Annotated in this window: 11 protein-coding genes; 8 read left to right on the top strand and 3 right to left on the bottom strand. The window is 73.6% G+C overall.

Going from position 1 to position 13,703, the window contains the following annotated elements:
* Nucleotides 1-11: 11 nt before the first annotated feature.
* Both TR48_RS09095 and TR48_RS09090 read left to right on the top strand, forming a co-directional pair.
* Nucleotides 12-938, top strand: coding sequence for a fumarylacetoacetate hydrolase (locus tag TR48_RS09095; RefSeq protein WP_042365426.1), 927 nt, complete (start codon nt 12-14; stop codon nt 936-938).
* On the top strand, nt 938-2,308 hold the full coding sequence (locus TR48_RS09090) for an amino acid adenylation domain-containing protein (RefSeq protein ID WP_042365425.1): 1,371 nt from the start codon (nt 938-940) through the stop codon (nt 2,306-2,308). The genes TR48_RS09095 and TR48_RS09090 overlap by 1 nt, the downstream gene beginning before the upstream one ends.
* On the opposite strand, the gene TR48_RS09085 is transcribed toward TR48_RS09090, so the two are convergent.
* Nucleotides 2,235-2,579 carry an ArsR/SmtB family transcription factor gene (locus TR48_RS09085; RefSeq protein WP_042365424.1) on the bottom strand — a complete coding sequence of 115 codons (345 nt, stop codon included), beginning with the start codon at nt 2,577-2,579 and terminating at the stop codon, nt 2,235-2,237. The genes TR48_RS09090 and TR48_RS09085 overlap by 74 nt on opposite strands.
* 215 nt (nt 2,580-2,794) lie before the next feature.
* Between TR48_RS09085 and TR48_RS09080 the strand changes: the two genes are divergently transcribed.
* From TR48_RS09080 to TR48_RS09070, 3 genes are read left to right on the top strand one after another with little or no spacing between them, the layout of a single operon-like run.
* On the top strand, nt 2,795-4,234 hold the full coding sequence (locus TR48_RS09080; protein ID WP_042365423.1) for an MFS transporter: 1,440 nt from the start codon (nt 2,795-2,797) through the stop codon (nt 4,232-4,234).
* A gap of 46 nt (nt 4,235-4,280) precedes the next feature.
* On the top strand, nt 4,281-4,745 hold the full coding sequence (locus TR48_RS38695) for a 5-carboxymethyl-2-hydroxymuconate Delta-isomerase (RefSeq protein ID WP_052442515.1): 465 nt from the start codon (nt 4,281-4,283) through the stop codon (nt 4,743-4,745).
* 37 nt (nt 4,746-4,782) lie between these two features.
* Nucleotides 4,783-5,505 carry an SDR family oxidoreductase gene (locus tag TR48_RS09070; protein WP_042365421.1) on the top strand — a complete coding sequence of 241 codons (723 nt, stop codon included), beginning with the start codon at nt 4,783-4,785 and terminating at the stop codon, nt 5,503-5,505.
* 441 nt (nt 5,506-5,946) lie between these two features.
* Here the strand turns inward: TR48_RS09070 and TR48_RS09065 are convergent, their stop codons facing one another.
* Complete coding sequence (locus tag TR48_RS09065; RefSeq protein ID WP_236652078.1) at nt 5,947-7,290, bottom strand: MFS transporter; 1,344 nt, start codon at nt 7,288-7,290, stop codon at nt 5,947-5,949.
* 231 nt (nt 7,291-7,521) lie between these two features.
* Between TR48_RS09065 and TR48_RS09060 the strand changes: the two genes are divergently transcribed.
* From TR48_RS09060 to metG, 3 genes are all read left to right on the top strand, one after another.
* Nucleotides 7,522-9,195: a multicopper oxidase family protein gene (locus TR48_RS09060; protein WP_236652077.1), complete on the top strand. Its 1,674-nt coding sequence runs from the start codon at nt 7,522-7,524 to the stop codon at nt 9,193-9,195.
* A gap of 173 nt (nt 9,196-9,368) precedes the next feature.
* Entirely contained in the window at nt 9,369-9,602 is a 234-nt protein-coding gene (locus TR48_RS09055) for a hypothetical protein (protein ID WP_042365420.1), read from the top strand.
* Between the two features lie 241 nt (nt 9,603-9,843).
* Nucleotides 9,844-11,349, top strand: coding sequence for a methionine--tRNA ligase (gene metG, locus TR48_RS09050; protein WP_042365419.1), 1,506 nt, complete (start codon nt 9,844-9,846; stop codon nt 11,347-11,349).
* A 163-nt stretch (nt 11,350-11,512) separates the two neighbouring features.
* Here the strand turns inward: metG and TR48_RS09045 are convergent, their stop codons facing one another.
* Nucleotides 11,513-13,576, bottom strand: coding sequence for an FUSC family protein (locus tag TR48_RS09045; protein ID WP_042365418.1), 2,064 nt, complete (start codon nt 13,574-13,576; stop codon nt 11,513-11,515).
* Nucleotides 13,577-13,703: the final 127 nt, after the last annotated feature.

Below are 13,703 nucleotides of genomic sequence, written 5' to 3'. Positions count from 1 at the left end.
GGTTCCGCGCGATGACCGCGGTCTTCGAATGCACCTACGACAACGAGCGGTACGTCGGACTCGGCCTGCCGCAGCCCGACGGGGCACTGCGGCTGTACCCGCTCGGCGACCTCCGCCTCGCCGAACTCCTCCCGCGTGCACTCGCCGACGGCACGGACGTGGCGGCCGTCGTCGCCCGTGCCGGGCACCCGGTGGAGGTGCCCGCGGCCGACCGCCGTTCGGTGCGGACGAGGCCCCCGCTGCTGACCGGCCACCCCGGCGACACCCTGGTCGGCGGCTTCATGATGACCCACAACGTGAAGGTCGACGCGCAGGTCCCGGATCAGCCCAACTGGTTCGTCAAGGGCCTCGGGGACGCGCTGCGCCTGCCCGGCGAGCCGCTCGGCGTCCCCGCCGACGCGGTCGCCGTCTGCGAGGAGGCCGAAGTCGTCCTCGTCTACGTCGGTGACGCGGACGGCGTGCCGCGCTACGCCGGCTACACCTTCGGCAACGACCTGACCGACATCGGGCGCTTCAAGCAGCACGCCGGACACCTGTCCTACGCGAAGCTGTGCGACGCGGCCGTCGCACCCTGGCTCTTCGCCGAAGCGCCGCCCCGGGTGGTGACCGGGCGGACGACCGTCGAGCGGGACGGGCAGACCCTGTGGCAGGGCGAGTTCACCACCGGCGCGCAGGCCCTGTACTACGACCTCGACGCGATCACCGCCCGGCTGCTCGCCTACCGCACCCTGCACCGGCCCGGCCGGGTGCACTACGTCTACCTCGGCGCCGACCGGGGCAGCTTCCACGCCGGGGTCGGTCTGCGTGACGGCGACAGGATCGTGCTGGACTTCGCGAGCCACGGCGTCGTGCTGGACAACCGGCTGGCCTGGTCCGGTCCTTCGCCGTACGAGGCGGAAGCGCCGCAGCCGCGGCCGGTCGCCGCAGGGACACGCTGATGCCTGCCCACGGCGCGAGCACCGCGACGCGTCGGCTCAGCGACGTCGAGGCCGCCTTCGCGTACACCCACGCGCTGGCCCGGGGCACCACGCAGGTCACCACCCAGCTCACGCTGCGCGGCACGCCGGAGCCCGCCAGGCTCGCGGACGGGGCGCGGCGCTGGGCGGTGGACCTGCCCGTGCTCAGGCTGAGAATCGAGGAACGGGGCGAGGAACTCTGGTTCCGCGAGGGCCCGGGCCCGGTGCCCGGCCAGATCGACGCACGGACCGCGGCGAGCCCACAGAGCTTCGACGCACTGCTGCGCCAGGAGCTCAACTCCGTGCTGCCGACCGGCGGTCCGCTGTGGCGGCTGCGCCTGGTGGCGGATCCGTGGGCCGACGCCACGCACGTGCTGTTCACCCGCAACCACGCCATCTCCGACGGCCACTCGACCGGCGCGGTCGTCCGGGCCCTGCTGGACCGGCTGTGCGACGCGGGCGGGGACTTCGGCGACGCCGGCGCGGTGGGTGAACCGGCCCCGGACGCCGACAGACTGACGTACCGTCCGCCGACGACGTCCTCCACCCGTGCTGCCGGGCTCGAACCCGAGCTCGAACCCGAGCCCGAGGCCGTGGCGTTCGCCGAGAACCGGGTGTGGAACGACCGCACGGCGGACTTCGTCCCGGTGGAGCTCACCCGCGAGGCGAGCCTGCGCCTGCGCGACTGGTGCCGTCAGCAGGGCGTCACCGTCAACCAGTTCTTCGCCGCGGCACTCGCCGAGTCCTTCGCCGAGGTCACCGGGCAAAACCTGCTGCGCGTCCACACGGCGGTGTCGCTGCGCGGCCGGTACGGCGCCGTGACGGCCCAGCCGGTGCGGCTGCCCGACGTCGGGTGCTTCATCAACGTCGTGCACGCGCCTGTCCGCGTCGCCGGACGGGACCTGGCCGCCCACGCCCGCGCCTACGGTGCGGCCACCCGCGACGCGGACGCGGCGTGGCGTCCGGCCCGCCGCGGTCACGCCGCCGTCCGCCGCGCCGTCGAGCGGATGGCCGCGGCCCGGGCCGCCCCGGGCGTCTGCGTCACCAACGTGGGCGTCGTCGACCCGGCGCTCGGCCCGCACGTCGACCGCGTCACGGCGTTCCGGACCGTCGTCAACCGCACCGCCGCGAACTACGCGGTCGTGCTCCACCTCTCCACCCTCCACGGCACGTTCAGCCCGACGCTGGCCTTCGGCGCGCCCGCGGTCGAACGCGCGCTGGTGGAGAAGACCGCCGCAGCCCTGCAGGACCGGGCGCTGCGACCTTCCCAGGGCGCCCCTACCGGTCGGCCAGAACCAGATCCAGCAGGCCCGGGAAGCGGGCCTCGAACTCCGGCCGTCGGAGGCGGTTGAGGCGCTTGGGGCCGGCGTCGCGCTGCTCCAGGAGGCCCGCCTCGCGCAGGATCGCGAAGTGGCGGCTCAGCGTCGCCTTGGTGACCGGCACGTCGAAGCTGCCGCAGGACCGCTCCCAGTCGCCTGCCTCGGCGAGCGTGCGGACGAGTGTCTGTCGGACCGGGTCGGCCAGGGCGAGGAGCGCCGTCTCCAGGCTCACCTCGTCCAGGTTCGCGTGGACCGGCGCGGCCCGGTGGCTCGTGCCGGGTGCGCGCTCCGTGGTCGGGGTCATGGCAGTTGCTCCGTCCGGCTCGATTCGCGGCGGATGCCCGCCGCGGATTGCAGAGTGTTCGTCGTTCTGCTAACACTATAGTGTTCGCCCATCGACGAACACTCTACTGCGGCGGGCGGCCGAACGCACGGCTGCCGCCTGCTCGTCGTCTTCTTCTCGTCTCCTCCTTTTCCGCCTCATCCCGGCACCACTGTCGGCACGGAAGGAAGCGCGCAATGACCGACCACACCGCACGGCCCCGCCCCGGGCTGACGCTCTTCGCAGCGTGCCTGGGCTTCGTCGTCATCATCCTCGACGTCAGCGTCGTGAACGTCGCCACCAAGGCGCTCGCCGCCGACTTCGGGGGCAGCCTGTCCGGCCTGGAATGGGTGATCAACGGCTACACGCTCACCTTCGCCGCCTTCCTGCTCACCGCAGGGGCGATGGGCGACCGGTACGACCCCAAGCAGATCTTCGTATGGGGCTTCGCGCTCTTCGCGCTGACCTCGCTCACCTGCGGTGCGGCCCCCAACCTGGTCACCCTCATCACCGCCCGGGTGATCCAGGGCGTCGGGGCCGCCATGATCGTTCCCTCCTCGCTGTCGATCGTGAACACCAACTTCCCCGAGCCGGCCCGGCGCACCCGTGCGGTCAGCCTCTGGGCCGCGTCGGGCGGGCTCGCCCTCGCGCTCGGCCCCGTGATCGGCGGCCTCCTGGTGGACCTGGCCGGCTGGCGCTCGATCTTCTACATCAACCTCCCGATCGCCGCCGTCGGCATGGTGATCACCGCCCGGTACGCCCGCCCCGCAGCGGTCCGCGAGGGCGCCGTGCGACGCTCCCTGGACCTGCCCGGTCAGCTGCTCGCGGTCGTCGGTCTCGGCGCGCTCACCGGCGCCATCGTCGAGGCGAACGCGCAGGGCTGGGGTTCGCCGCTGGTCGTGACCTGCCTGGTCGTCTTCGTCCTCGCGCTCGTCGGCTTCGTGCTCGTCGAGCAGCGCAGCGGCGACCCGATGCTGCCGCTGCACCTCTTCCGCCGCCGCGCGTTCGGCGCGACCTCGCTGATCGGCATCCTGCTCAACTTCGCCTTCTACGGCCTGATCTTCGTCTTCTCGCTCTTCTTCCAGCAGGTCTGGGGCTACTCGCCGATCCGTGCCGGGCTCGCCTTCCTGCCGATGACTGCCGCGATCATGGCGGCAAACCTGTCCTGCGGCCCGCTCGTCAAGCGTTACGGCGCGCGCCCCGTTCTGGTCACCGGCAGTGCGCTGGCCGCCGTGGGCTACCTGGTCACCCTGCCGACCGTCGGCGGCCACACCTACGCGGCGATGGCCGTGCAGTTCCTCGTCGCCGGCTTCGGCATCGGCCTGGTCGTGCCCTCGATGACCAACGCGATGCTGTCCGCCGTCGACCCGGCCCACTCGGGCATCGCCTCCGGTGTGCTCAACGCCTCCCGGCAGCTGGGCGGTCTGATCGGCGTCGCCGTCATGGGGCTGCTGGTCGGCCAGGCGCCCTCGCGCCACTTCCTGACCGGTCTGCGGTCCGCACTGGTCTGCGCGGTGGTGGCGCTGGCCCTCAGCGCGGTGCTCAGCGCGGTCGGCATCCGCCGTCGGCAGGTTGCGGCCGCCCCGGCCGACGCAGCCCGCCCGGTCGCCAAGGCCCAGCCTGCCGAGATCCGCTGACCGGGCGACCGCCACCCTCCCCAGCACCCCAGTCCTAGGAGCAACCGTGCCGCACCTGGTCCTCGAGTACTCCGGCAACATACGCGACGCCGTCGATCCGGAGAGGCTCTTCCGCGAGCTGCACCGGGCGCTCGCCCCGATCGGCGGATTCCGCCCGCAGGACTTCAAGAGCCGGGCCGTCCGCATGGACCAGTACCTGGTGGGCGACGGCAGCCGCGAACAGTCCTTCGTCAACCTCGACCTGCGGACCTTCGCCGGGAAGAATCCGGAGACCACGGCCGCGCTCAGCGAGGCCGCCCTCCGGGTCCTGGCGGACGCCTTCCCGGGGACCCTGCGCGAGACCGCCTGCGACATCTCGGTGCAGGTCACCCTGCTCGACCGGCCCAGCTATGCCCGCACCCGCTCGCAGGAGTCGACCCAGCAGGCCGAGCGCCCCCCGGCCACCCCCGGCACGCCTGAAACCCCTGCCCTGGCTGACACCCCGGCCCTGCCCGCCCCGTCGGCCGTCTGACGGCACGACAGACGACACGACAGGAGAACCCTCCGTCATGACCTCCTTCGCCCACCGCCGCGTCCTCGTCGTCGGCGGCACCTCCGGGGTCGGCCTCGCGGCCGCCCACCGCTTCCTCGCCGAGGGGGCGGAGACCGTCATCGCCTCCCGCAGCCGTGCGAAGCTCGACGCCGCCGTCACCGAACTCGCCCGCTACGGAGCGAAGGTGGAGGGCCGGACGCTGGACCTGCGCTCGGACGGCGAGGTGGAGCAGTTCAGCGCCGGCATCGGCGAGTTCGACCACGTCGTGGTCACGGCGGGGGAGACGCCGATGGGCCGGCTCGACACCCTTCCGCTCGCCGACGCGTACGCCGCGATGGACAGCAAGTTCTGGGGCGCCTACCGCCTCGCGCGGTCGGTCCGGATCGCGCCCGGCGGATCGCTCACCCTCGTCGCGGGCTACCTCTCGCAGCGGCCCGGCAAGGCGTCCGCACTGCAGAGCGCGATCAACGCCGCGCTGGAGGCACTCGTCAGGGGACTGGCCGTCGAGCAGGCGCCGCTGCGCGTCAACGCCGTGTCGCCCGGACTGCTGCGCACCCCGCTGTGGGACGCGCTCCCCGTCGAGACGCGCGAGCAGATGTACGCGGCGGCGGCCGAACGCCTGCCCGCCCGAAGGGTCGGCGAGGCCGACGACGTCGCCGCCGCGATCCTCTTCGTCGCCGGGAACCCCTACACGACCGGTACGACGCTCTTCGTGGACGGCGGCGGCATGATCGCCTGACCGTCGAACACCCCCGGCCCGGCCTGCCCACCCCTTCCGGCGGTCCGGGCACCCCGGCCCGGCCCGCCCCTCCTCGGCAGGCCGGGCCGAGGCCTCGGCGGGGGGCGTGCTGTCCGCGGCGCTTGCTCCCCGGTCCCGCCGGGTGGCCGTCGGCTGCCCGGGGAAGCCGGGGCGTTGAACCGGCGCAGGCCTGAGGCGGACCCGTCGGGCACGGCCCTGCACCGGGGCCCGGCATCGTGACCTGGGCGCCGGACGGGGCCGGTCCGCGGGCCTGACGTGACAACCGGTTCGCGCGCTGCCTCCCTCCGACCTGGCGGCACCCGGACGCGGCAGGCCGCTTGGCGCAGAGGCGTCTTCGTCATCGGAGTCCCGGTCGTTCCCGGCGAGGCGGCGTCGGCGCCCTTCGGGGGGAGGACAGTGGCGGGCGCCGCCGCGGCGACGTCAGCTGCCGGCGGGTGACGCGCCCGGGAGCGCGCGGGGGGAGGGGGCGCGGTTCGGATGGGATTCCGGACGGGCCACCGGGCCGGCGTCCAGTTCGCGCCACTCCGGGCGCAGGCCCGTCAGGGTCGTGACGGCGCAGTAGAGGACGCCGGCCGTCGCCGCGACCGGGGCCAGCGCGACCGCGCCCAGCGCGGCCCCGGCGATCAGACCGCCGAGCGGGACGCCCGCCCAGGAGACCGCGTCCGCCACCGAGATGACGCGGCCGACCAGCTCGCGCGGGATCCGCTCGTACACCGCCGCCGCCAGGATCGGGTTGAGGAAGCCCGCGGCGAAGCCCGAGACCGCGCTGACGGCCAGCACCGCGCCCAGCGGCGCGCCGAGCGCGAGGACGAGGAAGCGCGGCGCGCCCGCCACGACGAAGCCGGCCAGGAAGGTCACGCGGCGCGGCAGCCGTTCGCCCAACCACGCGGCGACCAGCCCGGCCGCCGCCGAGGCCGCGCTCATCACCGAGAAGACCGCGCCGACCGCGCCCACGCCGAGCCCCTGCCGGTGGACCCACACGGGGATCAGCACCGCCGACCACGCGGCGTCCAGGAAGTTGGTGGCCACAGTCAGCCCCACCGCCGTGGCCAGCAGCCGGTTCCCGCGCAGGAAGGCGAAGCCCTTGCCGAGCCGCTCCCAGTAGCCCGCGTCCTCGTCCGCCGCCGCCTCCTGCGCCCGGCGTTCCGGCGCGGCCAGGGCGGTGGCGGCGGCGCTCAGCAGGAAGGTGGCGGCGTTGAAGACCAGCGCCGTCGCCGCGCCGAACCCGGCGACCGCTGCCGCGCCGAGCGCGGGACCGGCGGTGATGGCCAGCCGCTCGGCCGCGCCGGACAGGCCGGTGACCCGCTCCAACGGCACCCGGGCGTCGTCGGCGGCGTCCGGCGTCATCGCCACCTTGGCGGCGTCGCCCGGCCCGCGCACCGAGCCGATGATCGCGACGAGCACCAGCAGCAGCCAGATCGGCAGCGCGCCGGCCGCGTGGGCGATCGGCACGGCCAGCACGGCCGTCGCGCTGACCAGGTCGCCGAGCAGGCTGATCCGGCGCGGCCCGATCCGGTCGATGGCCGGACCCGCCGCCGCCTTGGCGATCACGTAGGGGCCGAGCTCGCAGAAGGCGGTCAGGCCCGTGAGTGCGGTGCTGCCGGTCGTGGTCAGCACCAGCCACGGCAGCGCGACGGCGGAGACGCGGGTGCCGGTCAATGACAGAGCCTGTGTCAGCAGTAGACCCACGAGCCCGCGATAGCGCGTGCGCTCGGTGCCTCGCGTGGGGCGGATCCGGTCGGGGGAGGGGGTCTGGTCTGCCACCCAGCCAGCCTAGAAGGCGAACACCCACCTGAAGAGGGGTCGGTGACAGTGCATCCTCCGCATGAGGTAGCGGCGGGTCCCGTGGATGACGACGTGAGATACGTCTCGGAGTCGTCTCGGGGTTTGCTGAGTCTTGCCTGTGAGGCCGTCAGTCGCCATGCTTCCTCTGAGTTTCTTCTGGACCGGGGGGTGTGCTCGGCCTGCCCGGATTCTTATCTCCATGGGGGCCTGATGGGCAGACAGGTGACATGCGCCGCGGCGCCGGGGGGACGACTCCCGCGGCGGACCAGACGGCTGGTCCAAGCGCTGACCGCCGCGACGGTGCTGGCGGGGGCGGTGTTCGGGGGACAGGCGCTGGCCTCCTCCGCGCCGAAGCCGCCGTCGACGGCGGACCAGGAGAAGGGCATGGTCGCGGGCCGTCCCTTCCGTGATCCCGCCGACGCCGACACCTCGGCCACGCGCCGGATCACGATCACCCTCGACGCGCACCGCACGCGCTTCGACCTCGCCGGACGCAAGGTCTGGGGCGAGTCCTACGACGGCCGCTTCGTCGCGCCGACCATCCGCGTCGCGCCCGGCTCCGCGGTGACGATCCGGCTGGTCAACCACCTCACCGTCGCCACGAACCTGCACTTCCACGGGCTGCACGTGGCGCCCACCGGCGTCTCCGACGACCCCTTCCTGTGCGTCGCGCCCGGCAAGTCGCTGACGTACCGGCTGGCGATCCCCAAGAACCACCCGCAGGGCACCTTCTGGTACCACAGCCACGCCATGGGCACGACCTGCCCCAAGCCCGGCGCGATGGTCGCCGACGACATGGACGACGACATGTCCGGCCCGATGAGCGGCGCGACGGGCGGCGGCATGGCCGGCGGGATGGGCTCGATGAGCGCGTCTCCGACGGCTTTCGTGCCCGGCGACGTGGAGAACCAGATCTCGGCCGGCCTGTCGGGCGCGCTCGTCGTCGGCGACGACCGCACCCTGCTGCCGTCCAAGCTGCGTCACATCACCGCGCACACGCTGGTGTTCAAGGACGCGCAGATCGACGCGGGCGGCTCGATCGTGCAGAACACCGGCAGCACCTCGATCGACTCCGGCGCGCCGACCGTGCGCCTGGTCAACGGCCAGCTGCGCCCGGTGCTGTCGATGCGGCCGAACGAGACCCAGCTGTGGCGGCTCACCAACGCGGGCGCGGACATCTTCTACCAGCTCCAGCTGGACGGGTACCGGTTCACCGTGATCGGCGAGGACGGCACCCCCGTCGCCGCGGTGCGCACGGCCTCCTCGCTGCTGCTGCCGCCGGGCAAGCGCTACGACGTGCTGGTGACGGCCGGGCCCAGGCCCGGTGGAGCATGGCTGCGGACGCTCGCCTACTCCAACGGCCCGCAGGGTGACACCTACCCGAACACCCGGCTGCTCCGCCTGAACGTGCAGGGCGCGAAGACGGCGCGGCTGCCCGCCGTCTCCGGCCGCGTCCCGACCGCCGCGCCCGACCTGTCCGGCGCGCGGATCGTCCAGAGGCGCAAGCTCGTCCTGTCCGAGAGCGCGGACGGCAACAGCTTCTTCATCAACGGCAAGCAGTTCATGATGAGCGACGGTTCCGTCTTCGCCACCCCGGCCAGGCTGGGCACGGTGGAGGAGTGGACCGTCTACAACACCTCCGGCGAGATCCACCCCTTCCACCTGCACACCTCGGACTTCCAGGTGATGTCGGTCAACGGGGTGGCACAGCCCTACACGAACCGGCAGGACATCATCCCGGTGCCGTTCGAGCGGAACGGCAGGCCCGGCCAGGTGGTGATCAGGATCGCGTTCGACGACTTCCCGGGCCGCTACATGTTCCACTGCCACATAGCGGCCCACGAGGACAACGGGATGATGAGCTTCATCGACGTGGTCCGCTGACGTTCGGCCGCGTTCCGCGAAGGCGGCGGTGACACGGCCGAGAGGCCGGCGCCGCCGCCGACCTCTCGGCCGTCACCGCCCGCCTGTCGAGCCCGTCGAGCGGATCAGCCCGGTGCGATCTACGGTGGTGGGGAACGATCCGAGGCGTGCCACAGCGATCCCGGGAGGCACCCATGCCCGGTTCCACCACCATCGGCCGCTCCGAGCGGCTGGTCATGCTGAGCCACCACGACGCCGTGCGGCTCGCGGAGACCATGCAACGACTGTCCACCATGCTGGCCGCCGACGACGCGGACCGCCTCACCGACCCGCAGGTCGCCAAGCTCTGCGGCGGCGACGCGGCGATGCGCGGCGAGTACGCCCACTGGGCCGCCGAGGTCGGCGCCTACATCCGCGGTCACCTCTAGGCTCCGGCTCGGCTCCCCCTCCGGGGCGGGTCGAGGCCGACGAAACGGCAGGGCCCGCAGGCCGCGGGCTCTGCTAACCTGCGTCCATGATCTCCGCGTCGACCCGTCGAATGATGCGCCCCTACCGGGGCTGCTGAGCGACGCGCGCGCGTCCTTCCGAGGCCCCCACCAGGGGCCTCTCGCATGTCCGAGCCACAGGCCCCTCCCGCACCGAGCCGTACCGAGGCAGGAGCAGAGCCTGATGAGCTACTACGTCACCACCACCATCCCGTACGTCAACGCCCGCCCGCACCTGGGCTTCGCGCTGGAGCTCGTCCAGGCCGACGTGCTCGCCCGCCACCGCCGCTCGCGCGGCGGCGAGGTGCGTTTTCTGAGCGGCACCGACGAGAACTCGCTCAAGAACGTCCTCGCGGCGGAGGCCGAAGGCGTCGCCGTCCAGGACCTGGTCGACCGCAACGCGGCCGCCTTCGCCGGACTCGCCAAGCCACTCGCGCTCTCCTTCGACGACTTCATCCGCACCAGCCGCGATCCGCGCCACCGGGCCGGCGTCACCCATCTGTGGCGGCGCTGCGCGGAGGCCGGCGACTTCTACCGCAAGGCCTACACCGGCCGGTACTGCGTGGGCTGCGAGGCCTTCTACGGCGAGGACGAGCTCACCGACGGCCGCTGTCCCGACCACGGGACCGAGCCGCAGGAGGTCAGCGAGGAGAACTGGTTCTTCCGCCTCTCGCGGTACGAGGAGCAGCTGCGCGAGCTGATCACCAGCGGCGCGCTCCGCATCGAACCCGCCTCGCGGCGCAACGAGGTGCTGGCGCTGATCGACTCCGGTCTGCGGGACTTCTCCGTCTCCCGCAGCCGTGCCCGCGCCCGGGGCTGGGGCATCCCCGTGCCCGGTGACGAGGACCAGGTCGTCTACGTCTGGTGGGACGCACTTGGCAACTACGTCACCAGTCTCGGCCTCGGCGGCGACGAACCGGCGGAGGAGTTCCAGCGCTGGTGGGCGGGCGAGGGCGAGCGGGTCCACCTGGTCGGCAAGGGCGTGCTGCGCTTCCACGCCGTCTACTGGCCCGCGATGCTGCTCTCCGCAGGCCTGCCGCTGCCCACTCGGGTGCTGGTGCACGACTACCTGACGGTGTCCGGCCGGAAGATCAGCAAGTCCGCTGGCGACGTGGTGGACCCCGCCGAGCTGGTCGACCGCTACGGAACCGACGCGGTGCGGTGGTGGCTGCTGCGGGAGGTCCCGCGCGTCGGCGACGCGGACTTCACCGAAGAGCGCCTCGTCGCCCGCGCGGACGCGGACCTGGCCGGCGGGTTCGGCAACCTGGTCCACCGGGTGGTCACCATGGTCCACCGCTACCGGGATGGCGTCGTCCCGGAACCCACCACGGTGACCACCGCCACCTCCGAGCTCCGCGCCGTCTGCGCCCGCGCCTCGGGCCGCGTGGACGCGGCGCTCGACGCCTTCGACTACCGCACCGCTGCCGCCGCGGTCTGGACCCTGGTCGAGGAGGCCAACCGCTGCATCGACCGCACCCGCCCGTGGGAACTCGCCAAGACCGAGCGCACCGGCACCCGTTCGGCCTCCCTGGACGCGGCCCTGGCCGCCCTCGTCACGGCCTGCCGCGAGCTCGGCGACCAACTCCGCCCCTTCCTCCCGGACGCCGCGGAGCGCATCATCACCCGCTGCACTCCTCGCGACGGCGTCCTGCCCGAGTCCACCCCGCTCTTCGTCAAGCTGGGCCAGTAGTCGGACGGCCCCCCACAACCCGCCGGGTGCGCAGGGCACGGCCGTGGGCTGCCGGGACGGCGCACGATGACGCCCTCGGCCGGAGCCGCACGCCGGCCGGGGGCCCGGGGCGGGTGTCCGGCGCGTACCACCGGGGCCTGCGGAAAGGGGTGCCGGACAGGGCCTAAGGCGCCAAGGCGTCCTGAAGGCCCGTCACGGCCTCCGTCAGGATGGAGGCGTCGTAGATGATCTCGGGTGGGGTGCCGTCGTCGGACTCGGACCAGGTGGCGAAGGCGTCGCGGACCGCGGTGATGTCGACGGGGGTGCCCGCGCGGACCGCGTGGGCCGCGTGGGTGAGTTGGTCGCGGACGACCGACGCGAAGGCGGCTGCGCCGGGGGAGTCGCCCTCGGCAGTGGGGACGTGGGCCTCGATCAGCATCGTGGTCCGCCCGATGGCGGAGATCGCCGCGCGGGCGTCCGCGAGCTGGGACGGGCGCAGGCCCCGTGCGCGGACGGGTTCCGCCTCCGCGGAGGCCTCCGTCGCGGTCAGCGCGGCGCGGGCGCTGCGGTGGTCGAGAAGGGCGTCGCGCAGGGCGCGACGGTTCTGCGGGGAGGGGTCCCCGAAGGCCTCCAGGCCGGCCGCGGCGTAGTGGCCCGCCGCGTCGATGTAGTCGGCGAGTCGGTCCGGCAGCCGGACCGTCTGCCAGGTCGGCCAGAGCGCGTACGCGGCGAACGCGAGGAAGCCGCCGAGCAGCGTCATGCCGACGCGCTCCTCGGCCGTGTACCGCAGGACCAGCCCGTCCATCGACAGCAGGAAGACGACGTAGACGGAGACCAGCGCGCTCAGCGCCATGTACCCGGCGCGCATGGTGAGGTACGCGCAGCCGACCGCGACGACGGCCAGCAGGCCGCAGACCCACGGCGCCGGCTTCGCCACCACCATCACGACCGAGGCGAGGCCGACGCCGACGACCGTTCCCGCGAGCCGGGCGACCCCGCGGGTGTAGGTCTGGGAGAACTCCGGCCGCATGATCATCATGACCGTCATCGCCGCCCAGTAACCGTGCCCGAACGGCAGCGCCATGCCGAGGCCCTCCGCGAGCGTGACGACGACCGCGACCCGCACCGCGTGCCGCATCACCGGCGAGCGCTGGGTCCAGTTCCGCTTCACCGCGGCCGCGGTGAGCGGCAGCAGGGCGCGCACACCGGGGCGGCGCAGATAGCGCGGCTGGTCCTCGTCGACGGGGGAGTCCAGCGCGTCGGTGACCTCGGCCAGCAGGCCGATCAGGCGCAGGGCCGTGTGCCTGGCGATGCCGTGGAGGACGGGGCCGCCCTCGGGGATGGCCAGCGCGCGGTAGGCGTGTTCGGGGACCTGCGCGCCCTCACCGCTGCGGATCGAGCGGGCCGCCGCGTCCAGGATCTCGGCGGCCGCCGCGAGCAGTTCGCGGGCGCGGTCGCGCTCCCGGCCCTCCTCGGCGGCGCCGACGCGCGGGTCCGCGAGCGCGGCGAGCGCCGGACGCAGCCGCTCGACGAGCGAGCGCACCCCGGCCAGCTCGGACGGGCGGCTGCGCGCCTGACCCGGTGTCACGATCGCGGCCTCGCGGGCGGCCATCAGCGGATCGGGGTCGAACGGCGCGAAAGGGTCGTGCCGCAGCCGCCGCGCGTAGTCGGCCATCGACGCGCACGCCTCGGCCAGGGCCTCGCGGTGCGCGCTCCACCGGTCCACCGGCCAGATCAGCACCAGCAGCGCCTGGATGACGCCGCCCCCGGCGATCACGCCCGCGTGCTGCGCGGCCTCCGGCACGCTCGCGGGCAGGGTGACGGCGACGATCATGACCGTGACGGCCATCGACGCCAGGATCCCGGCCGTCTGACCCGCGACCCAGGCCATCCCGGCCGCGAACGCCCAGAGCGCGAGCACCGCGAGGAACAGCAGGTGCCAGGGCGAGACGACGTAGCCGACGAAGGTGCTGAACGACAGCGCCAGCGCGGTCGCCAGCGCCAGCCACGGGCGCGGCCGGTAGCTGCGCTGGAAGGTGGCCATCCCGGCGAGCTGCGCCCCGAGCGCGGCGGACGTCGCCATCGCCGGGCCGCCGAGCGCGAGCGCGCCGAACAGCGCGATCGCGACCCCGAGGGCTCCGCGCAGCGCGGCCAGGGGCTGGTTCGCGGCCCGCTCCACCGTCAGCCCGGACCGGGTGGCGGTCTTGAGCGAGCGATACCAGGCCGAGCTGGAAGCGGAGGATGCCATCGCCGGTCAGCTTAGTTGAACCCGCCTGAACCGGACCTCGTCCCCTCCGCCGCGCCGCGCTGCCTCGTTCGTCCTTCGACCAGCCGCAGCAGGTCAGTCGCGGAGGTCAGTCGCAGGAGGTCAGTCG

Source organism: Streptacidiphilus neutrinimicus (assembly GCF_000787815.1).
GTDB lineage: Bacteria > Actinomycetota > Actinomycetes > Streptomycetales > Streptomycetaceae > Streptacidiphilus > Streptacidiphilus neutrinimicus.
Note: the sequence above shows the minus strand (reverse complement) of the source record. Positions and strands in the feature narration are given on the sequence as shown.

Excerpts from the sequence above, each read along its gene's own strand:
- TR48_RS09095 (WP_042365426.1), top strand. The coding sequence starts at position 12 with ATGACCGCGGTCTTCGAATGCACCTACGACAACGAGCGGTACGTCGGA.
- TR48_RS09060 (WP_236652077.1), top strand. The coding sequence starts at position 7,522 with ATGGGCAGACAGGTGACATGCGCCGCGGCGCCGGGGGGACGACTCCCG.
- TR48_RS09090 (WP_042365425.1), top strand. The coding sequence starts at position 938 with ATGCCTGCCCACGGCGCGAGCACCGCGACGCGTCGGCTCAGCGACGTC.
- TR48_RS09080 (WP_042365423.1), top strand. The coding sequence starts at position 2,795 with ATGACCGACCACACCGCACGGCCCCGCCCCGGGCTGACGCTCTTCGCA.
- TR48_RS09085 (WP_042365424.1), bottom strand. The coding sequence starts at position 2,579 with ATGACCCCGACCACGGAGCGCGCACCCGGCACGAGCCACCGGGCCGCG.
- metG (WP_042365419.1), top strand. The coding sequence starts at position 9,844 with ATGAGCTACTACGTCACCACCACCATCCCGTACGTCAACGCCCGCCCG.
- TR48_RS09055 (WP_042365420.1), top strand. The coding sequence starts at position 9,369 with ATGCCCGGTTCCACCACCATCGGCCGCTCCGAGCGGCTGGTCATGCTG.
- TR48_RS09045 (WP_042365418.1), bottom strand. The coding sequence starts at position 13,576 with ATGGCATCCTCCGCTTCCAGCTCGGCCTGGTATCGCTCGCTCAAGACC.
- TR48_RS09070 (WP_042365421.1), top strand. The coding sequence starts at position 4,783 with ATGACCTCCTTCGCCCACCGCCGCGTCCTCGTCGTCGGCGGCACCTCC.